Consider the following 20,865-nt stretch of genomic DNA (forward strand, 5'->3'; position numbering starts at 1 on the left):
GAGACGACCCGGCCATACAACCTGCTACGTCGGCAAGGCCATCATCGCTTTATTGGCAAAGCCAGCGAAAGCACCAGTTGATATGCCTGTGGCCGCTCACCGGTGTCTTGCCATGCGCAGCCGCCTGTTCATGCTGTTTGCGGCGTAACACGTCATGCCGGTAAAACTGCCTGTTATTACGTCGAGCGATGCGGCACCCTCACCGCCACACATGATCATATGGCTTGCCCTGCTTGTCGTTTTTATGCTGACGGGTGTCATAAGCACATTACTCATCTGGCCAAAAACAACACCAACAGGCTCCGCCTGGTTCTGGATTTGCCTGCTGGTTTTTCCAGGGCTCGCATGGTGCGTCGCATTTGGCTTACGCCTGCATTACTACGACGATGAAACAGCACGACTTCAAGCGGAAGCCGAGACACGAGAACAGGATCGTGCAGAAACCATCCGCTTTGCGAGTGAACCGCTCGCTGTGTTAAGCAGCGTCTATCTTTGCGCCCTGGGCCCGGGCGCGGCCTATGGCATGACACAGCAAGCGATGACCCTGAATACGCAAAAGCCTTTGTCAGGCGGTCATTCCATCCGCCATACCGCATTGGCATTTTTAGGTGCTGACGTGCGGGAGCGTTATAGCGATTGCTTTATCAAGCTGTTGAGCCAGATGCATGCGTCGCTTGAAACGATACCCCAGCATGTGCCACTGGATGTCCAGCTACAGATCTCCGCCGATAAACATCAAAGCACTCTGCTGGCCCTATGGCAAATCTGCTGGCAGACATTCGGTTATCGCCCCGCCCCCGCTACCCTCCTGTCTCCTACTACCGGCCTGATGTCCGTCGACACTTGGCTGGACATCCAGGGAGGCCCGGCTCTGGAGAAATTCACCCTCATCGTCTCGGTACAACTGCACGACACCCCACCTCAAAATAGCACCGAAGCCGCCGTGGCCTTGCTACTCAACTGGGCACCGCTCGCGGAGCGTCACGGCCTGCAACCGCTCGCACGCTTGCACCGCCCGGTTGAAGCAACAACCAACGCCCTTGACGATGCGCTGGCCACCACGCTGCTCTGGGGCGATGTCACCGCACCCGAAGTCAATCACCTATGGCAAGCCGGTCTGGAACCGCACGACAAGTCCGCACTCGTGCAAGGTGCATCGAACCTTGCCTTCGGCGTATCCCAAACCGAAGCCCTGTCAGGCATTCACGACATTGACGCGGCGCTGGGCCATCCCGGCGTTGCGTCAGGCTGGCTGGCCTGCGCCCTGGCGCTGGAACATGCTGCACAAAGCAGCACGCCGCAACTCATCGCATGCCGGGAAGGAACGCTCCGGCTGGCCATCGCCCAACCCGCGACACCAGCCAGCCACAAGGACCTCAAGACATGAAGCAACGTGCCATTCCCGGATACTGGCTGGTCGTAAGTGCAGCGACCGTTGGCGTAGCAGTCATCGCCTGGTTCAAGGGTACAAGCCTGGACCAGTCGCCGTGGCACCGGGTCACTGTTGTGCTGCTGGCGGGTGCCTTGCTGATGCTGTTGCGCGGTCCCGTCACCGCTGCATGGCGGTTCGTCGCGCGGCGGGCTCCAAAAACCGAAAGCGGGCGCTACCGGCGCGATCCATCCGCGCGTGTGGGCATGATCCAGACACCAGAGATTAATCTCGCCTCGCAGCGCTATGCCAGCCTCCGCCTCGCCTTGCACACCCAGCACGGCTTCTTCTGGCGCTACCGTCGCCCCTGGCTTTTGCTCACTGGCGACGTTACAGCCATCACCCGCCTGCTCCCCGATCTCGCCGCACAAAACTGGCTCATCACCGCTGACGCCGTGTTGCTCTGGCATCCCAGCCACGCCAACGGTCAGCCCGACGAAGCCTGGCTCAGGCAGCTCTACAAGCTACGCCGCCGTCGCCCAATAGACGCAGTCATCCTAACTATTAACGGAGAAGCCGAACTACCCACCACCTCACACAACAGATACAACCCAAACCCACACCACCTAACCCTCGCCCGCATCGCGCAAACGCTACGCTGGTCCGCCCCGGTCTACCTGCTCGACGTCGCGCACACCGACGCACCGGCCCATGGCCACACCCCGGTGATTGGCTGCACCTTCCCGCGCCACGCCGACGCCGCCACGATCGAAGCGCAACTACTCGACCTGCGCACCCGCCTCGGCAGCCGCAGCGTCAAACAGATCGGCCTTAATCGCAGCGACCTTTATCAAGCCACGCTGTCGAAGCAGCTCGACAGCCGCAGTCACCCGCTGGCGCAATGGCTCACCTCGCTCACGCTGCATCAGCGCCGCACCACCCGCCCGGGCGGTGCATTCTTCGCGCCGTACCCCACAGCAGGGGCAGAAACCACCAGCCTCGACCTCCCACTCTGGTCCCACCTGGCCGATATCGCGCGCCGTACACGTGGCCAGCGCACCGGCTGGCATCCGGTGACGGTGTGCGCCATCACCGCATGCAGCGTCATCAGCCTGTGGACCACCGGCATGCTGGTCTCCGGCCTGTCAAACGCGCGCGAGCTGCATCAGGCTAGTCAGGCCGCGCAAACGCTAGCCACTGCCCCCGATACCGCCGCACAACTTCGCGCGTTGCTCACCTTGCAACAGCAGATCAGCGATCTCGAAGCCCGCACGCAGCAGCACACGCCCCTATTGCGTCGCTTCGGCCTGAACCGCGACCGCGAGATTCTCGCCGCGCTATGGCCGCGTTACCAGCAGGCCAGCCAGCGTCTGCTCGTGCAGCCAGTGCAGCAGAACCTTGAAGCCACGCTGGCCGATCTCGGCCAGATGCCGGCCACGCAAGTCGACACGCAAGTCGATGAGCCGGCGAACCGCCTCGCCCTCAACGGCCACGCCACGCTTAAAACCTACCTGATGCTGGCCGAACCACAACGTGCTGACGCCGCCTTCCTCACCCCGCAACTGGTTCAGCACTGGAGCACTTCGGCCAGCCTGAGCTCCGGCGAAAAATTCGATCTGTCCGAGCGCCTGTTGCGCTTTTACGCACAACGTCTGCCTGCGCATGAACCGTGGCGTATTACTCCGCGCCCCGAGATCGTCAACGCAGCGCGGCAAACGTTGCTCGCGGTCACTGGTGTGAAGAACAGCGAAGACACGATCTACCAGCGCTTGCTGCAGAGCCTCGGCAACAAGTACCCGGACCAGACGCTGGCCTCGCTGAGCGCAGGCACCGATACCCGTGGATTGCTGCGCAGCACGGCGAGTGTGCCGGGTGCGTTCACGCGTCAGGCTTACGAAGGAACGTTATCCTCAGCCATTGACGAAGCCGCGCAACGCAACGACATCGCCCACGACTGGGTGCTAACGGGCACTACGCCGCAGACCCACGCACCCTCCGCACCCACTGCCGATGCTCTTAAAACCGCGCTGACACAGCGCTATTTCAGCGACTACGCCAGCCACTGGCAGCGTTTCATGAACACGCTGCAATGGGCGCCCGCGCCGACCCTGCCCAGTGCCATCGAGCAGCTCACGCAAATGGCCGACGCCCGCCAGTCGCCGGTGCTCGCGTTGATGAAATCGCTCGACTGGCAGGGCCGGGCGGGGATATTGCAGGATTCGCTCTCCGACACACTGGTGAGCAAGGCGCAAACCGTCTTCGCTAAAAAAACGGCCGCCCCGGATACGTTCAAGCCGATGGCGGCAGGCCCGCTCGCGGCCTCCTTTGGCCCGGTGCGGCAACTGGTGGCCGCGGATCCCGCGACAACGATGCAAAGCGACCTGAGCCTGCAGCGCTTCATGGAACGCGTGACCACGCTGCGCCTGAAACTGCAGCAAATCAGCGACAGCCCCGACGCCGATACCCAGGCCCGGCAGATGGCGCAGGCGCTGTTTCAGGGCAAGGGCTCGACGCTGGCCGACACCCAGGCCTACGCGCAACTCGTGGCCGCGAGCCTCGGCGCGCAGTGGGCGGGCCTGGGCGACACGCTGTTCGTGCGGCCGGTTTCCCAGGCTACGCGCACCGTGCTGCAACCAGCGCAGGCCAGCCTGAACGATGCGTGGCAGCAAACCATCGGCATCACGTGGCAGCGCGCGTTCGCCGGGCGCTATCCATTCGCTGGCACCCGGAATGATGCGTCAGTGGCCGAACTCACGCGCTTTCTGCGGCGTGATGGCGGGCTGATTCCAGCGTTCCTCGGCACGCAGCTCGCAGGTGTGCTGGAACTGCAGGGCGACCGCTGGATGCCAGTCGCGCGCGACAGCCAGGCGCTGGCGTTCGACCCGGCGTTCCTGCGCGCAGTGAACACGCTGCAACGCCTCGCGGGCCCGCTGCTGGCCAGTGGCGAGGCGCATTACCGTTTCGAACTCAAGCCGGTGCCGACGCCGGGCATTACCGATACCGTGCTGACGCTTGATGGCCAGAAGCTGCATTACTACAACCAGCGCGAGACCTGGCAGACGATGGCGTGGCCGTCAAACGACCCGCAGGCTACCGGCACCCGGCTGCAATGGCAGACAGCGCAGGCGGGCACGAACAAACACTTCGAGTTCAGCGGACGCTGGGGATTGATAAGGATGCTGGAGCAGGCGGAGGTGGAGCCGCTCGACGGCGCGCTCACGCAACTGACCTGGCAGGCTCGGCCTGATACCTGGGATACCAAATCGGCATCGTCTGGTGTTGAAACCAGCGCAACGCAACAGCAGGCGGAGCAGGCGAATGAACCTGATCCACAGAGCCTGACCGCGCATGGCCCGCGCGCGGCTGCACCGGAAGTGCTGACGTATCCGGTCCGTTACCAGATGCGTACTGAGGCAGGTCAGGGCCCGCTTGAACTGCTGGCGCTAAGGGGCTTCGTGTTGCCGCAGCGGATTTTTATAGAGCCGGGCGGGAAGGCTCCGGCGGGCACGCGGCAAACCGCTCGCAGTAATACGCGGCCACCGTTGCCACCGTTGCCACAAGCCGCACTGGAAGCGGCCCGCCATGCGGTGGTGCCGCTGCCTGAAGACCTTTGAAGACCTTTGACGATCTTTGAAAACCTCTAGCACGCAATGCGATCTGCTCACCCACCCCCTGGTGCTCTACCCCTGCCATGCTGACAAACCTGCTGCGCACCCTCTCCGGCACCCATCCTCCCACCGCGCTGGCCCGCTCGGCACAGACGAACTGGCGCGACTGGCTGCAACCGCTCAGCGACACCGCAGCGGCAGGCACCGACCCCAGCTACGACGACGACTTTCTCGCGCTCAAAGAGGAGCTCGCCAAGCTCTCGGGGATCGACGACACCCGCGTGATCGAACTGGCCGAAGGCTTGCTGCGGCACACCGCGAAAGACGCACGCGTGGCCGTGTATTACCTCTATGGCCGCATGCGCCGCGACGGCGCACAGGGTGTGGCGGAGGGGTTCGAGCTACTCGCGGCGCTGCTTGAGCGCTTTGGCGAAACCTTGCTGCCACAGCGTACGGAAGCCCGCAAGGCGGCGCTCGAATGGCTCGCCAGCGCGACCTTTACCGAGCGCCTCGAACGGGTGCGCGGCCTCGACGGCGTGCCGCTCGAACGCACGCTGTCAGCGTTGGCGCTGGCCAGTGAATGCCTCGCCTCATGGCCCGACCCCGCACGACCCGAGCTAGGCCCGCTGCTGCACCACCTCAACCAGATAACGTCTGCCGCAGCGACCACAGGCACAGGCCAGCCTCACCAGCAGACCGACACCAGCCCGTCCTCCACGCCCACCGCGTCCGCAGGCATCAGCACACTCAGCACGCTCACTTCCAGCCGCGATCTGCTCGACCAGGCACGCCAGATGGCGCAGTTTCTGCGCGCGCAGCCGCAGGGTTATGCCCCCGCCTGCCGCCTAATCCGCTGCGCGCGCTGGGACCTTCTCACCGAGCTTCCGCCGCATGACGCAACCGGCCGAACCCGGCTAGCTGCCCCGCGCCCCGAACTGCGCGCGCATCTCAAGCGGTTGCTGTTGCAGCAGCAGTGGGGCGATCTGCTCGAAGACATCGAAGCGGCGTTTGCCGAAGCGGCCAACCATTTTTGGCTCGACCTGCAACACGAGGCATTCATCGCCCAGCACAAGGCCGGGGGCGTTTACGCCGATGCACGCGAGCGCGCTGTCACCGACTGCGCGCTGATGCTGGAACGCCTGCCCGGCCTCGAACGCCTCGCGTTCTCTGACGGCACCCCCTTCGCCAGCGATGCCACGCTGGACTGGATCGCCAGCCACGCCAGCGTGCGCGACCTCGAACGGGGCGAGGCAATCATCAGCATCCCTACTGATACATCAAGCACGAGTACCGACTGGGCCGAAACCGAAATCCAGGCCAGCGAGATCGCCACGCAACAGGGGCTCGACGCCGCCTTCGCCTGGCTACAACGCTTGCCTGTCTGCGCGTCAGCCAACGCCGGTGAGCGCGAACGTTTCATCTGGCACCGAGTGATGGCGCGGGTAGCCGAACAAGCTGGGCGGCCGGATACCGCGCTGCATCTGCTCACGCTGCTCGATACCACGCTGGCGCGTTTCAACCTCAGCGCCTGGGAGCCCGCGCTGGCCTTCGACACCAAGCAGCACCGGCTGCGGCTGCTACAGGCCCGCGCCCAGCGCCGCGATGCCGACAGCGCCACGCTGGCCCGGCAGATCGACACGCTGCTCAGCGACCTGACCGCCCTCGACGCCGCCCGCGCAGTCACGCTGACTGGATAAAACCAGCCGGATAAAACCAGCCCAACAATCTCAACCTGAGAGCCCGCACCTAACCTATGCACAGCCCGACCCAGGACAACGAGCTTCTGCGCTATTACGAAGCCGAAATGCGCTATCTGCGCGAAGCCGGTACCGAGTTCGCCCAAGCGTTTCCCGAGCGCGCCGGAATGCTCAACCTGGAGCGCACCGGCGAGCGTGACCCGCACGTTGAGCGGCTGTTCGAAGGCTTCGCCTTTCTGATGGGCCGCCTGCGCCACAAGCTCGATGACGAGTTGCCCGAGCTCACCGAGGGCCTGGTCAACATGCTCTGGCCGCATTACCTGCGGATGATTCCCTCGCTGGCGATACTCGAACTGAGCCCCATCGTCGATGCGGTACAGGCGCATGACGTGCTACCCGCCGGGCTCGAAGCCGCCACGGAACCCGTCACGCTGCCGCCCTCGGCATCGGGCCTCGCGGCCCCACCCGTTGAATGCCGCTATCGCACCACGCAAGCCGTCGATCTTTATCCGCTCACGCTCAGCGAAGCCAGCGCCGTCACCCGCGACGATGGCCGCTCTGTGCTGCGCCTGCGGCTCGGCATCCTGCCGCAGGCACGGCGCGACGCGCTGCGTGTGCCGCGTCTGCGCTTCTATCTGCACGCCGAGCGCCCGGTTGCGCTGGCGCTGTACGCCGCGCTCACCGCGCCCCCGCATGCGCTTCAGGTGCGCGTGCCAGGCTATCCCGCCGACCACCCTGGCACGCCCCAGGCGATGCCCGGCCTGCGTTTCGCCGCTGCCGGGTTCGCTGCCGACGAACGCCTCTGGCCCAAGGCCGACAACGCGTTTGGCGGCTACCAGCTCCTGCTCGAATACTTCACCTTCCCCGAGAAATTCATGTTCGTCGACCTGCTCGGGCTTGATCTGCAAACGCTGCCCGGCAACGTGCCGCACCTCGATATCGAACTAACGCTGGCCCACCCCTACCCCAGCGACATGAAATTTTCTGCCGACAACCTGCGCCTGTTCTGCACCCCGGTCATCAACCTGTTCCCGCTCGAAGCTGATCCGGTAACCGTCACCCAGCACGAGACCGAATACCGCGTGCAGGCCAGCGGCCACCACGGCCACCCAGTCGAGGTGTATTCGGTCGATGCGGTCGAAGGCCTCGATGCAGCCTCTGCCACGCGCTTTGAGTACACGCCCTTCGCCGCGTTTCGCCATCGCGGCGGCATGCTGCGCCATCAGATGCCCGAACGGTATTTCCACACACGGATGCGGCGCGGCCCATCGGGGCGCTGCGATACCTGGGTGATGCTCGGTGGCCACGCGTGGGAACACGCCACCACCCTCCCCCAGGAAACGCTATCGCTATCCGTCACCGGCACCCACGGGATGCTGCCGCGCAACGGCCTGCGCCACGCCCGCATCACCCAGATGCGCAGCGGCTTTAGCCAGATCCGCGCCGTGCGCAACCTGAGCGCGCCGACGCTACCGGTCTACCCGCCCACCACCGACCGTTTCCACTGGCGCGTGCTATCGCATCTCGCCCCGAACTATCTGTCACTGCTCGATGCGGAAATGCTGCGCGGCGCGCTTGCGCTGTACGACTGGAGCGACGGCGAACTGAACCGGCGACGCATCGAAGCCATCACTCAGGTGAGCCACCGCCTGCTGCAAAAATTCGTCAGGGGTGCGCTGCAGCGTGGTGTTGAAATCGAAGTCACGCTCAACAGCCACGCATTTGCGGGCGAGGGCGATCTCGAACTGTTCGGCGCGATGCTGAACCGCTTTCTCGCGCTGTACGCCACGCTCAACCTGTTCACCCAGCTCGTGATCGTGTCGCAACCCACCGGACGACGCATCGAGTGGCCCAGCACCAAAGGCGAAGGAGCGCCGTTTTGAATGCCCCCGAACGCAGCGCGCTAAGCGCTGAATCTCCCTCCGTGCACCAACCGCCCCCGCTCCTGCCCGCGTTGCTGCATCACGCCACGCAGATGAATTTTTTCCGCTTTTGCGAACTGCTCGAACGCGCCGCACCAGACCAGCCCGCGCTAGGCAGCACGGATTCGCCCGCGAACGAGGCCGTGCGTTTTCGCTCACGCGCACGGTTAGGCTTTCCGGGTCGGGAGATAGATGGCATTACGTATGATTTCAGGCATCCGCTGCGCACCCCCACCGTGCGCACCACGTTTCTCGGGCTGTATGGCGTCGATGCCCGCATGCCGTCGTACTTCGTCGATGAAATCGCGCAGAACCACGATGGCGCGGAACCGCTGGCAGGCTTTCTCGACCTGTTCCATCACCGGGTGCTGACGCAGTACTACCGCGTCTGGCGCAAATACCGCTATCCAGCGGGCTTCCGTCATGACGGCAGCGATCACGTGTCGCGCTGCCTGCTAAGCCTGATCGGCCTCGGCTTTGGCACAACACCAACAGCTCAGGCACTGGACCCACGCAAGCTGCTCTCGATGCTCGGCCTCGCCAGTCAGAAAACCCGCACCGCCGAAGGCCTGGCAGGCGTGCTGCGGCACGCCGTGCCCGATACCAGCATCACCATCGAAGAATTCCACCCCGTATGGATCGCCGTCGCGCCAGGCACGCCGATGCCGCTGGGCGAAAACTGTCTGCTGGGGCGAGGCTTTTACGACAGCAGCAACACCGTGCGCATCGTGTTCGCGCCACATACGCGCGACGCCATGCTGAGGCTGATCCCCGGGCATGGCACCTCGCACAGCGAGGTGATGGCGCTGCTGCGCTTTTATCTCGGCTATGAAGCACAGGCGCAATTGGATATGTCCGTCAGCGCAGCACTGATGCCCGCCCAGCAACTCGGTTCACAGCAGGTTCGCCTGGGTTACACCACGCAGCTCAAACCCACACCGCCCGGCATCACACCCGCCCCATCCACACGAGTGCATCTGGGTGCCTGGCCCGGCGGCAACGGCCCACTGAACGCCACACAAAACATAGAGAGAACTTCGCCATGAGACCACCGGTTCGACACCGCACAGCCGTGCTGTGCGCCCTCCTGACGATGACGATGCTGAGCGGCTGCGGCGTGGGACAGGCAGTGAAAGACAGCACCGTGAGCGCAACGAAATGGCTCTTTACGACCCAGGTCAAAACCATGAAGGTGGACCTCGCCAGCCGCGCCGCGCTCAATGCCAGCGACGCTGGGCAATCGCTCTCAACCGTGGTGCGCCTGTACCAGCTCAAAACCCCGGACACATTCGAGCTGCTCAGCTACACGCAACTCCAGCAGCACGACCTGAACCTGCTGAAAGATGACCTGCTGGCCACGCATGACGTCGTGCTGCAACCCGATGCCCAAGCCAGCATCACCGAGCCGATGAAACCCGATGCGCAATACGTCGGCGTGGTCGCCTTCTTCCGCAACACGGACGACAACGCAGTCTGGAAACTAGTCGTGCCGAAACAGCAGTGGAAGAAAACCAGCCCCGTCAGAATCGAAGTGCGGGATAACGTGCTTGAGTTGAGGAAGATGAAGAAGGAAAACGGTTGAGCGGGCTTCCCTATGACATGAGCTCCCGGGAACATTAGCAATCACGTCACGCCCAGCGCCCCAACTCATCGGCTCATTTCAGCCAGGAATGAACGGCCTTGCGCGAAGCATGCCGCCATACGCTAATACCGCCTAAAACTCGCCCAAAAATTAAGAAACCTCTCATAGACCGGGCACCATCCTCATGACAATTTTCGCTTGCGCTCGCAGCACCGAAGGTCGCATTTCAACGCGGACAATCGAATCTTCAGCCGTACTTATAGGTCAAGAGGCTGCTGCGCAAAAACCCGGATTTTCATCTGGATGTGTCATGGAATATTCCACCACGTCATGCCGAAATATCCGGTTTTATTGAAAGATGTATTCCGATCAAGAGGAATTTCATGAAAAAACTTAGCCTTGCTTTATCTGCCTCATTTATTTTTGGTTTGACTTTGTCAGGCGCGGCCACAGCCGGAATTAAGCCAACGATTTATTCATGTTCAGGCGGCTCTTATTCTGCGCAAGTTTACCCACTCGATGATTACCACGTCGCTCTTATTGATGGCGCTGGAAACAGCGCGGTTTTGCTAAGCGCAGAAACAGGCTCTGGAGAACTCTATAAAAGCGACACCTTCGAACTTGAGTCGAAAGGAAACAGCGCCATCATTACGGCTATAGATGATGGCAAACGATACGAGCACAAAGGCTGCAAAGTTAAACGTTAAAGCTTCATCTAATTCATCTATTACTCGATGAATTCCGGGTCGGGCGCGCTGCACCCGACCCTCAAGCAACTAATTAATCAACTAATCAGCATCGCCTTTCAGCGTTACTTGTCACAGCGCAGCATCAATGGCATTTGCTGCCGCACCAGCACCATATTTTTAGGCGAATCCGCCAAGACCGAATTCACTCCCAGGCACGCCGCCATGCGATAGTCCTCGGCATTGTTCACGCCAATCGCCATCACCTGAACGTCAGGATTTTTCCGGAAGCAGGCCATCGTGGCCGGATTCCAAAGCGTCGCGCGCACTTCTGAGCGCCCCTCGCCCAGCGTGAATTTCTCGGTCACGGCCAGCGGACGATGTAACTCAAACGCTGCGGCGCTTCCCGCAGCAGGTGCATCAATGCAGCCTTCATTGAGCAGCACCTTGACCAGACGGGTGCGGGTCGCATCGCGTGGCTCAAACATCTGCGCCTGGGGATATACGGCGAAGCTCTGCTGATAATCCGCTTCCGTCGAATACACCTTCACCCGCGGCCACGCTTTCAGTTCATCCAGCACCCCGGCCACCGCTTGCGTTTGTGGCAATGCGGGTAGCGCTTTCATGTCGAGAATGACCGGCATATTCGCCGGAATCGCCAGCAAGGCTTCGCGTAATGTCGGAATCCCAACCGGGGTCTGACGATACGGATACGTGATCGCGCCCTGCGCATCCACTTGTTTGAATTGCCATCCAGCATTGACCGTCGCAAGCTCGGCGACGGTCCGCGCGGAGACGGGGCCACTCACATTGGTCAAATCCGACAGGCTCGCGGGCCGGTACAACACGGGCACACCATCGCGGGATAGCTGAACCGTGAGCCACAACGCATCAGCACGGTTGGCCACGGCCTGGCGAATCGCTTCGAGCGTGTTCTCTGGCGCATCCCCCGTGCCGCCCCGATGCGCGACGATCAGTGGCAGCGATGCCGATGGTCCGCCCTTGGACACCGCACAGCCAGAAAGTGTTAATGCACTTACGGACAGCAGAAAAATAATGGACAACGAACGCAGCATCTCAGCTCCTGATTGGTAATTTGAAAATAATCAACTGGATAGACGACTGGCGAGCAAGATTATTTAACGTGACCGGATACGGGATAAAACGCCCGCAGCCGCACCAGAAATCAACCCGGCTTCGGCAGCACCATTAATCAAACGGGGTAGACCTTATCCGAATTAATCCTCACCGGATTATTACTGGCGTTATCGTTGTATTTATATCTGCGCTCCTTACCATTGCCCGTCCTTCGAGCAGATAACGTCAGATGACCTTGTGGCCCACCCAGCGAACATCGCGGCCAGGCTTGACTTCTTCTACTGCATACCGTCCAGAAGCACAGCGTCACGCCCTTCATCGGCTGCGGCCCTCGCACCCCGCAGTACAATGGCGCCTCTTGCCAACCGGTGTCCTGTCACGCATTCACAGGCAAGCCCGCTGCACACTGTACCCCTCGTCCACCTACGACTGCCACCTGGCCGCATGGCTAGCGGCGTCAACATCCTGACCACAGATAAATGGCCCAATACGTCTTCACCATGAACCGGGTCGGCAAAATCGTGCCGCCCAAGCGTCAAATCCTGAAAGATATTTCGCTGTCTTTTTTCCCCGGCGCAAAGATCGGCGTCCTCGGTCTGAACGGTTCGGGCAAATCAACCTTGATCCGCATCATGGCGGGCGTTGACAAAGATATCGAGGGCGAGGCAACGCCTATGCCCAATCTGAATATCGGCTATCTGCCACAGGAGCCTCAACTCGATCCGCAAAAAACCGTGCGCGAAGCGGTAGAGGAAGGTCTGGGCGACGTGTTCTCCGCCCAGAAAAAACTCGACGAGATTTACGCCGCCTACGCTGAGCCCGATGCTGATTTCGATGCGCTCGCCGCCGCGCAGGCCAAATACGAAGCCATCCTCGCCACCGCCGATGGCGGCAGCCCCGAGCAGCAGCTTGAAGTGGCAGCCGACGCACTGCGCCTGCCGCCATGGGACGCCAAAATCGAGCATCTGTCAGGCGGCGAAAAGCGTCGTGTGGCGCTCTGCAAGCTGCTGCTGGAAAAACCCGACATGCTGTTGCTCGACGAGCCAACCAACCACTTGGACGCTGAATCCGTCGACTGGCTCGAACAGTTTCTGACACGCTTCCCGGGCACCGTGGTGGCAGTCACCCACGATCGCTACTTTCTCGATAACGCCGCCGAATGGATTCTTGAACTCGACCGCGGCCACGGCATTCCGTGGAAGGGCAACTACAGCAGTTGGCTCGATCAGAAAGAAGAGCGCCTGAAGCAGGAAGAAGCAACCGAATCGGCACGCCAGAAAGCAATCAAGAAAGAGCTCGAATGGGTACGGCAAAACCCCAAAGGGCGTCAGGCGAAATCAAAGGCGCGGATCGCGCGCTTCGAAGAACTCAGCAGCCAGGATTATCAAAAACGCAATGAAACCTCCGAGATTTTCATCCCGGCTGGCGAGCGTTTGGGCAATGAGGTGATCGAGTTTAAAAACGTCAGCAAGTCATACGGCGACCGTTTGCTGATTGATGATCTGAGCTTCAAGATTCCGGCAGGTGCCATCGTCGGCATCATCGGTCCGAACGGTGCGGGTAAATCAACGTTGTTTCGTATGCTGACGGGCCAGGAGCAACCGGATTCGGGCGAGATCATCCAGGGGCCAACCGTCAAACTGGCCTATGTGGACCAGAGCCGTGATGCATTAGATGGCACGAAAACCGTGTTCGAAGAAATTTCCGGTGGCGCTGACATGCTGACGGTGGGCAAATACGAAACGTCGTCACGCGCTTACATTGGCCGCTTCAACTTCAAGGGTGGAGACCAGCAAAAGAACGTCGGCAGTTTGTCGGGCGGAGAGCGCGGCCGGCTGCATCTGGCGAAAACACTGATCTCGGGCGGCAACGTGCTGCTGCTGGACGAGCCATCGAACGATCTTGATGTCGAAACCCTGCGCGCGCTGGAAGACGCTCTGCTTGAATTTGCTGGATCGGTGATGGTGATTTCCCATGACCGCTGGTTCCTTGACCGGATCGCCACGCATATTCTGGCGTTCGAGGGCGATTCTCAAGTAACGTTCTTCGACGGTAACTACCAGGAATACGAAGCGGACAAACGCAATCGCCTGGGCGAAGAAGCCGCGCGGCCAACGCGTCTGCGCTACAAACCCATCAGCCGTTAAACACGGAACCGGGTGGTCAAAAAGCCTGGCAGCGAGCAAACTCGCTGCCAGGCTTTTTATTGCGCATCACGCATCACATATCCGTTATCGGCTATCCGTTGCAACGCGCTACCAAGCCGCCGCAGCCGGGTATTAAACCGGTTGCGTGCGGGCCTCAAGCCAGGCTTTGGCCTCCCCCGCAACATGCGGGCTGATACGCCTGCGCACCGTGGCGTGATACGCATTGAGCCAGGCGCGCTCGTCCTCGCGCAGCAGTGACAACGTGAGACAGCGTGTGTCGATGGGGCATAGCGTCAGCGTTTCGAACGCCAGAAAATCACCGAATTCTGTTTTGCCCGCCGCACGATTGAGCACCAGATTTTCAATCCGCACGCCCCATTTACCTGGCCGATACAAGCCCGGTTCAATCGACGTAATCATGCCTTCTTCCATCGCTGTCCACGTTTCAGGTGGCGCGTAATGCGAAATAACCTGCGGCCCTTCGTGAACGTTCAGGAAATAACCCACGCCATGCCCCGTGCCATGGCCGTAATCCGCTCCGGCTTCCCAGATCGGCGCACGGGCAATGGCATCGAGCATCGGCGAACGAATCCCGCGCGGAAACTGTGCCCGCGACAGCGCAATCGTGCCCTTCAGCACCGTGGTGAAGTCGCGCCGGTGCGCATCGGTAATCGTGCCAATCGGCACGACCCGCGTGATATCGGTGGTGCCGCTCACATACTGGCCGCCTGAATCAATCAGCAGCAAGCCATTGCCTTCGATGGTCGCGTGCGACTCAGGAGTCGCGCGATAGTGCGGCATCGCGCCATTCGCGTTGAAGCCCGCGATCGTGGCGAAGCTCAGCGTCACAAAACCTGGACGACGGGCCCGCGCAGCGCTGAGGCGCTCGTCGATGGTGAGTTCGGTGATGGTTTCGCGCCCCAGCGCCGCTTCAAACCAGGCAAAAAACTCCGCCAGCGCCGCACCGTCCTGCTCCATCGTCGCCCGGATATGCTCCGCATCCGCGGCGCTTTTGCGCGACTTGAAAAAAGTAGATGGATTAACCGATTCGATCTGGCGCACCCCGGCAGGCACCGCCTGCAGCAAACCAAACGTGACCCGGCGTGGGTCAATTAGCAGCGTTGCCCCTGCGGGTAGCGCGGCCAATGCTGCGGCGGCCTCAGCGTAGGGCTCCACCCGCACGCCATCGCGCGCCAGCGCATCAACCAGTGCGGGTGGCACTTTGCCTGGTGCCACAAAAAGCGAGGCATGATCTGGGCCGATCAAGGCGTGAGCGACAAATACCGGGTTGTACGTGACGTCCGCACCGCGCAGGTTCAGCAGCCACGCGAGGTCATCCAGGGTCGAGATGAAGTGCCATTGCGCGCCCAGATCCTGCATCGCGCGCCGCACTTGGGCGAGCTTGTCGGCCCGGGTGACGCTGGCATATGGGGCCACGTGCTCATACACCGCATCGGCTGGCAACGCGGGCCGTTGCGGCCAGACCGCATCAAACAGATCCACCCCGGTTTGCAGCTTGACGCCTTGCGCCGCCAGCGCTGCCTCTAGCGCGCGAGCCGCCGCCACTCCCAGCACCGCGCCGTCCACCCCTACCGTGCCACCCGCCGCCACGTTGTGCGCCAGCCAGTCGAAATGCGGCTGGGACTGCTGTCCGGCCGTCATTTTCATCAAATCGATGCCCGTCCCCGCCAGTTGCGCCGCGGCCTGCTCCCAGTAACGGCTGTCGGCCCACAATCCAGCGGACGTGCGCGTGACGACTAGCGTCCCGGCCGAGCCGGTAAAACCGGAGAGCCATTCACGCCCTTGCCAGCGACCGGGCAGATATTCAGATAAATGAGGATCAGCGGAGGGAACGAGATAAGCGTCGAGTCCAGCTTGCTCCATCGCGCGGCGCAACTGCGCCAGACGCTCAGGAATGGACGAGGCTTCGGGGAGTCGGGCATTCATGGGATTTACCTGCTCAGGTTCAGCGACGAGATAACACAGCAACCGTGACAGCGACAGCGATAAGCGCAGCGGCAGTGCAAACCGGCCATTCAAGCGTATCGCCGTCATGGAAAAGACCGATGACATTCCCGGCCATGCTGGCCAGCACCGCACCCAGCACACCTGCCAGCAATGCCATCCAGAGCCGGGCGCGGCTCGCGCGCCGCAGCGGATGCAACCACCAGCCAACCAGGCCAATCGCCAGCCCCAGCGAACTGATACCAATCCAGCCCATCAGCGACAAACCTCTGCAAGATTCAGAGTTGTCTCATATTCAGCGATGAATAAAGTGGCTAGCATTTTGGCCTCTAAATTAAAAAAAGCAGCGCGACGCAACTCTGCCTAGCGGCCGAGTGTAGGGGGCTGAATCAGCGAAGGCAAGCGCCCCTCCTGCCCGTGGTGCTGACACACTGGCCATGCGAATCGCCCTTATCGAGCCTGACCTGCGCCACGCAGAACTTGTCGGGCGACTGCTGTTTGCTGGCGGGCATGCGTGTCGGCATTTTGTTGCCAGCACGCCATTTATCACGGTCACTAGCAACGAATCCTTCGATCTTCTGATTACCGCCGCATGGGCTGGCGACCTCCCCGCCGAAGATGTCATCGCGCATACCCGCAGTATCTTGCCTGGCTTGCCCGTCATTGTTCTGCTTGCTATGCCACGCGAAAGCGAAATTGTCAGCTTGCTGCACGCAGGTGCCGATGACTGCCTCGCCAAGCCCGTCCGCGGCCCGGAAATGCTGGCGCGAGTCGATGCGCTGCTGCGCCGGGCAGGCGTCTGCCGCCCACCTAACCGGAGCCACGACAGCTTTGGCGACTATGTGTTCGATACGGCTCATGGCGAAGTGCGGTTCCAGGGCCATAACGCGATGCTCACGCCCAAAGAATTCCATTTGGGGCTGTTGCTGTTCGTCAACCTGTCACGGCCCGTCTCACGCGCGCATATTCTTGAAACCGTGTGGGCGCGCCGCCGTGACGTAAGGTCGCGCACCATTGATACTCATGCCTCGCGGCTGCGAACCAAGCTGCAGCTACGGCCAGAAAATGGCTATAGCCTGATTCCGCTGTATGGCTATGGCTACCAGTTGAATGAGGTTTTTCCGGCTGATGCCGACGGCTCATCAATTAGTGAACCGGATGAAAGAATCGCAGAAACGCTATAATGCCGCGCTAAATCCGGCTAAAAACTCCGGTTAAAAACACCCCCCCCACCATGCAGCTTCTAACGATCGGAATCAATCACCACACCGCGCCTGTCGCTTTGCGCGAGCGCGTGGCGTTTCCGCTCGAACAGATCAAACCGGCCCTCGCCACCTTCAAGGATGTCTGGCTGGGCCGCACCACCAAAGCCGCTCCCGAAGCCGCGATTCTCTCCACCTGCAACCGCACCGAACTCTACTGCGCCACTGACGACCAGGCCGCCCGCGAAGGCGCGATCCACTGGCTGTCGAAGTATCACAATCTGCCCGTTAGCGAACTCGCCCCCCATGTCTATTCGCTGCCGCAATCTGAAGCGGTGCGGCATGCGTTTCGGGTCGCGTCGGGGCTGGATTCGATGGTGCTGGGCGAAACCCAGATCGTCGGCCAGATGAAAGACGCGGTGCGCACAGCCTCAGAAGCCGGTGCGCTTGGCACTTATCTGAATCAGCTATTTCAGCGCACGTTCGCGGTGGCCAAAGAAGTTCGCAGCACCACCGAAATCGGCGCGCAATCAGTTTCAATGGCCGCCGCCGCAGTACGCCTCGCCCAGCGCATCTTCGAAGATATTTCGAGCCAGCGTGTGTTGTTTATCGGCGCGGGCGAAATGATCGAGCTGTGCGCCACTCACTTCGCCGCCCAGCAACCACGCGAACTAGTCGTCGCCAACCGCACCGCAGAACGCGGCTCACGGCTGGCCGGACGGTTTAATGGCCAGGCCATTCCGCTCGCCGAGCTGCCCACCCGCCTGCACGAATTCGACATCGTGGTTTCCTGCACCGCCTCCACGCTGCCCATCATCGGCCTGGGCGCAATTGAGCGAGCAATCAAGGCGCGCCGCCATCGGCCAATTTTCATGGTCGATCTGGCCGTGCCACGGGATATCGAGCCCGAAGCAGGTCAGCTTGAAGACGTGTTTTTATATACCGTCGACGACCTCGGTGCGATCGTCCGCGAAGGCAGCGCGTCCCGCCAGGCCGCCGTCGCTCAGGCCGAAGCCATCATCGAAACCCGTGTACAGCATTTCATGCAGTGGCTCGATGCCCGCAGCATCGTTCCCGTCATCCGTCACATGCATACCCAGGCCGATATGCTGCGCCGCGCCGAACTCGAGCGCGCCCAAAAAATGCTCGCGCGAGGCGACGACCCCGCCGCCGTGCTCGAAGCCATGTCCCAAGCGCTGACCAACAAGCTGATTCATGGTCCAACGCATGCGCTCAACCGCGCCAGCCATGCCAACCGCGACACGCTGATCGAACTGGTGAGCGGGCTCTACAGCCACTCGGGATCTTCCGGGCATTAGCTGCGCGTCGCGCGCTGGGCATCGGCAACCAGGCCCTCATCCGCACGAGTCAGGCGGCTCAATCTGTTCCAAACTCAAACGCAGCACACAGCCTTTTGCGCTTGAATGCCGCCTCTCTGGCCCCTCTGATCTGCTGTCCTTTCCGGAGCTCGCTCCGCCTCCCGATGAAAACGAGCATGCAAAACAAGCTCGACCAGCTCACTACGCGGCTGGCCGAACTGAACGACCTGTTGAGCCGCGAAGACATTACGGCGAATCTCGATCAATACCGCAAGCTCACCCGCGAGCATGCCGAACTGGGTCCGGTCGTCGCACATTACGCGCTCTGGCGTCAGGCGGCTGGCGATGCGGCGACCGCACAGGAACTGGCCTCCGACCTCTCCATGCGCGAATTCGCCGAAGAAGAATTACGCACCGCCCGCGAGCAAATGGAGCGCATCTCCAGCGAGCTGCAAACCATGTTGCTGCCCAAAGATCCCAACGACCAGCGCAACATCTTCGTCGAAATCCGCGCGGGCACCGGTGGCGACGAATCTGCGCTCTTCGCCGGCGATTTGCTGCGGATGTACCTGCGCTATGCGGAACGCAACCGCTGGCAGGTCGAAATGATGTCCGCGAGCGAATCGGATCTCGGCGGCTATAAAGAAGTGATCGTGCGCATCGCGGGTGAGGCGGCTTATTCGAAACTCAAGTTCGAATCCGGCGGCCATCGCGTGCAACGGGTGCCCGCCACCGAAACCCAAGGCCGGATTCATACATCCGCCTGCACGGTCGCCGTGATGCCGGAAGCGGATGAAATCGGCGAAGTCGAAATCAATCCGGCAGATCTTCGTATCGACACCTTTCGCGCCTCCGGTGCGGGTGGCCAGCACATCAACAAGACCGATTCGGCGGTGCGTGTCACGCACTTGCCGACCGGCATCGTCGTCGAATGCCAGGACGACCGCTCGCAGCACAAAAACAAAGACCGCGCGTTGAAGGTGCTCGCGGCACGCATCATGGACAGGCAAACCCAGGCGCAGCACGCCAAGGAAGCCGCCACGCGCAAAAGCCTGATTGGCTCGGGTGACCGCTCTGAGCGCATCCGCACATATAACTTCCCGCAAGGCCGTTTGACGGATCACCGCATCAACCTGACGCTGTATCGCCTCGAAGCCATCATGGATGGCGACCTGAACGAACTCATCGCAGCGCTCGTTAGCGAACATCAAGCGGAATTGCTCGCCTCTCTCGGCGACACGGATTAACGTGCTGCCGCTGCCGCCGACGCCCCCCATGGACACCATCGCGGTCCTGCTCCGCGCCTCCGCGCTGCCGCTGCTCGAAGCCCGCGTGCTGCTGGGTGCGGCACTGGGCTGGCGGCGCACCGAACTCATCACGCGCGACACCGAAGCGCTCGAACCCGCTGCGGTCATGCGTTTTCACGCGCTGGAAGCACGCCGCCTCGCGGGTGAGCCGGTGGCGCAACTGGTGGGGCAGCGGGAGTTTTTCGGGCTGGAATTCGAGGTGACACCAGCGGTTCTGATTCCGCGTCCTGAAACCGAACTGCTGGTCGAAACCGCGCTCGGCGCGCTCAGCAACGTGCCCCGGCCACGCATTCTGGATCTCGGCACGGGAACAGGTGCCATCGCCGTGGCGCTCGCTGCGACGCGGCCCGACGCGCAGATATGGGCCGTCGAATATTCGCCCGAGGCATTTGCCGTGGCCGCACGCAATGCCGCCCGGCTACTCAACCGAGCCCGCCCTGGCGGGCCTGTGCACCTGCGCCAGGGCGACTGGTACAACGCGCTTGACGACGCCGGATGGCGCTTTGACATGATCGTCAGCAATCCGCCTTACATTGCCGCGGACGACCCGCATCTGGTGACCGGTGATTTGCGCTTCGAGCCGTCCAACGCGCTAACAGATCACGCCGACGGCCTGAGCGCCATCCGCCAGATCATCGCTGGCGCGCCCGCGTGGCTTGCGCCGCATGGCGCGCTCTGGATCGAACACGGTTATGACCAGGCCGAAGCCGTGCGGACCCTGCTCACCGCCCGGGGTTTTACCAACGTCCACTCACAGCGCGATCTGGCAGGCATCGAACGCATCAGCGGCGGCAAGCACAAAACTAAACACGCTTGACACTTCACGCTTCACGCGCTGAATTTGGCCCGCGATACTCGCAAGAGCGCTAGCAACACGGCCACTCCGCGGTCAAACCCCAGTCAAACCAGTTAACCACCGCCACATCAGCAGCAACGAAATCCGCTATCATTTCGCACTCTTTT

Annotated in this window: 15 protein-coding genes; 12 read left to right on the top strand and 3 right to left on the bottom strand. The window is 61.7% G+C overall.

Features of this window, described 5'->3' with window-relative positions; all coding sequences use genetic code 11:
• Window positions 1-244 precede the first annotated feature (244 nt).
• The 7 genes from GH656_RS00575 (at window position 245) to GH656_RS00605 (ending at window position 10,885) form a co-directional block, all read left to right on the top strand.
• Window positions 245-1,387: a hypothetical protein gene (locus tag GH656_RS00575; RefSeq protein ID WP_246184168.1), complete on the top strand. Its 1,143-nt coding sequence runs from the start codon at window positions 245-247 to the stop codon at window positions 1,385-1,387.
• Complete coding sequence (locus GH656_RS00580; RefSeq protein WP_153074107.1) at window positions 1,384-4,983, top strand: ImcF-related family protein; 3,600 nt, start codon at window positions 1,384-1,386, stop codon at window positions 4,981-4,983. The genes GH656_RS00575 and GH656_RS00580 overlap by 4 nt, the downstream gene beginning before the upstream one ends.
• A gap of 77 nt (window positions 4,984-5,060) precedes the next feature.
• Entirely contained in the window at window positions 5,061-6,674 is a 1,614-nt protein-coding gene (gene tssA / locus GH656_RS00585) for a type VI secretion system protein TssA (protein WP_153074108.1), read from the top strand.
• Window positions 6,675-6,730: 56 nt separating this feature from the next.
• Window positions 6,731-8,557 carry a type VI secretion system baseplate subunit TssF gene (gene tssF, locus GH656_RS00590; RefSeq protein WP_153074109.1) on the top strand — a complete coding sequence of 609 codons (1,827 nt, stop codon included), beginning with the start codon at window positions 6,731-6,733 and terminating at the stop codon, window positions 8,555-8,557.
• Entirely contained in the window at window positions 8,554-9,642 is a 1,089-nt protein-coding gene (tssG, locus tag GH656_RS00595; protein ID WP_246184169.1) for a type VI secretion system baseplate subunit TssG, read from the top strand. The genes tssF and tssG overlap by 4 nt, the downstream gene beginning before the upstream one ends.
• Window positions 9,639-10,178, top strand: a complete 540-nt coding sequence (gene tssJ / locus GH656_RS00600; protein WP_153074110.1) for a type VI secretion system lipoprotein TssJ — start codon at window positions 9,639-9,641, stop codon at window positions 10,176-10,178. Before tssG ends, tssJ begins: the two co-directional genes overlap by 4 nt.
• Window positions 10,179-10,561: 383 nt before the next feature.
• Window positions 10,562-10,885: a hypothetical protein gene (locus GH656_RS00605; RefSeq protein WP_153074111.1), complete on the top strand. Its 324-nt coding sequence runs from the start codon at window positions 10,562-10,564 to the stop codon at window positions 10,883-10,885.
• A 104-nt stretch (window positions 10,886-10,989) separates the two neighbouring features.
• On the opposite strand, the gene GH656_RS00610 is transcribed toward GH656_RS00605, so the two are convergent.
• Window positions 10,990-11,940: a glycerophosphodiester phosphodiesterase family protein gene (locus GH656_RS00610; RefSeq protein ID WP_153074112.1), complete on the bottom strand. Its 951-nt coding sequence runs from the start codon at window positions 11,938-11,940 to the stop codon at window positions 10,990-10,992.
• Window positions 11,941-12,441: 501 nt separating this feature from the next.
• On the opposite strand from GH656_RS00610, the gene ettA reads away from it, so the two are divergent.
• Window positions 12,442-14,109, top strand: coding sequence for an energy-dependent translational throttle protein EttA (gene ettA / locus GH656_RS00615; RefSeq protein ID WP_153074113.1), 1,668 nt, complete (start codon window positions 12,442-12,444; stop codon window positions 14,107-14,109).
• A 132-nt stretch (window positions 14,110-14,241) separates the two neighbouring features.
• Here ettA and GH656_RS00620 read toward each other — a convergent pair whose 3' ends face one another.
• The gene (locus GH656_RS00620) at window positions 14,242-16,056 is read right to left on the bottom strand and encodes an aminopeptidase P family protein (protein WP_153074114.1); all 1,815 of its coding nucleotides are present in this window, start codon (window positions 16,054-16,056) and stop codon (window positions 14,242-14,244) included.
• A 19-nt stretch (window positions 16,057-16,075) separates the two neighbouring features.
• Window positions 16,076-16,330 carry a hypothetical protein gene (locus GH656_RS00625; protein ID WP_153076499.1) on the bottom strand — a complete coding sequence of 85 codons (255 nt, stop codon included), beginning with the start codon at window positions 16,328-16,330 and terminating at the stop codon, window positions 16,076-16,078.
• Window positions 16,331-16,511: 181 nt separating this feature from the next.
• On the opposite strand from GH656_RS00625, the gene GH656_RS00630 reads away from it, so the two are divergent.
• The 4 genes from GH656_RS00630 to prmC all read left to right on the top strand — a co-directional run bounded on the left by GH656_RS00630 (window position 16,512) and on the right by prmC (window position 20,719).
• Entirely contained in the window at window positions 16,512-17,258 is a 747-nt protein-coding gene (locus GH656_RS00630; RefSeq protein WP_153074115.1) for a response regulator transcription factor, read from the top strand.
• 50 nt (window positions 17,259-17,308) lie between these two features.
• Entirely contained in the window at window positions 17,309-18,595 is a 1,287-nt protein-coding gene (gene hemA, locus GH656_RS00635) for a glutamyl-tRNA reductase (RefSeq protein WP_153074116.1), read from the top strand.
• A gap of 164 nt (window positions 18,596-18,759) precedes the next feature.
• Window positions 18,760-19,842, top strand: coding sequence for a peptide chain release factor 1 (prfA, locus tag GH656_RS00640; RefSeq protein ID WP_153074117.1), 1,083 nt, complete (start codon window positions 18,760-18,762; stop codon window positions 19,840-19,842).
• A 28-nt stretch (window positions 19,843-19,870) separates the two neighbouring features.
• Entirely contained in the window at window positions 19,871-20,719 is an 849-nt protein-coding gene (gene prmC / locus GH656_RS00645; protein ID WP_153074118.1) for a peptide chain release factor N(5)-glutamine methyltransferase, read from the top strand.
• Window positions 20,720-20,865: the final 146 nt, after the last annotated feature.

Source organism: Paraburkholderia bonniea, assembly GCF_009455625.1.
Lineage (GTDB): Bacteria > Pseudomonadota > Gammaproteobacteria > Burkholderiales > Burkholderiaceae > Paraburkholderia > Paraburkholderia bonniea.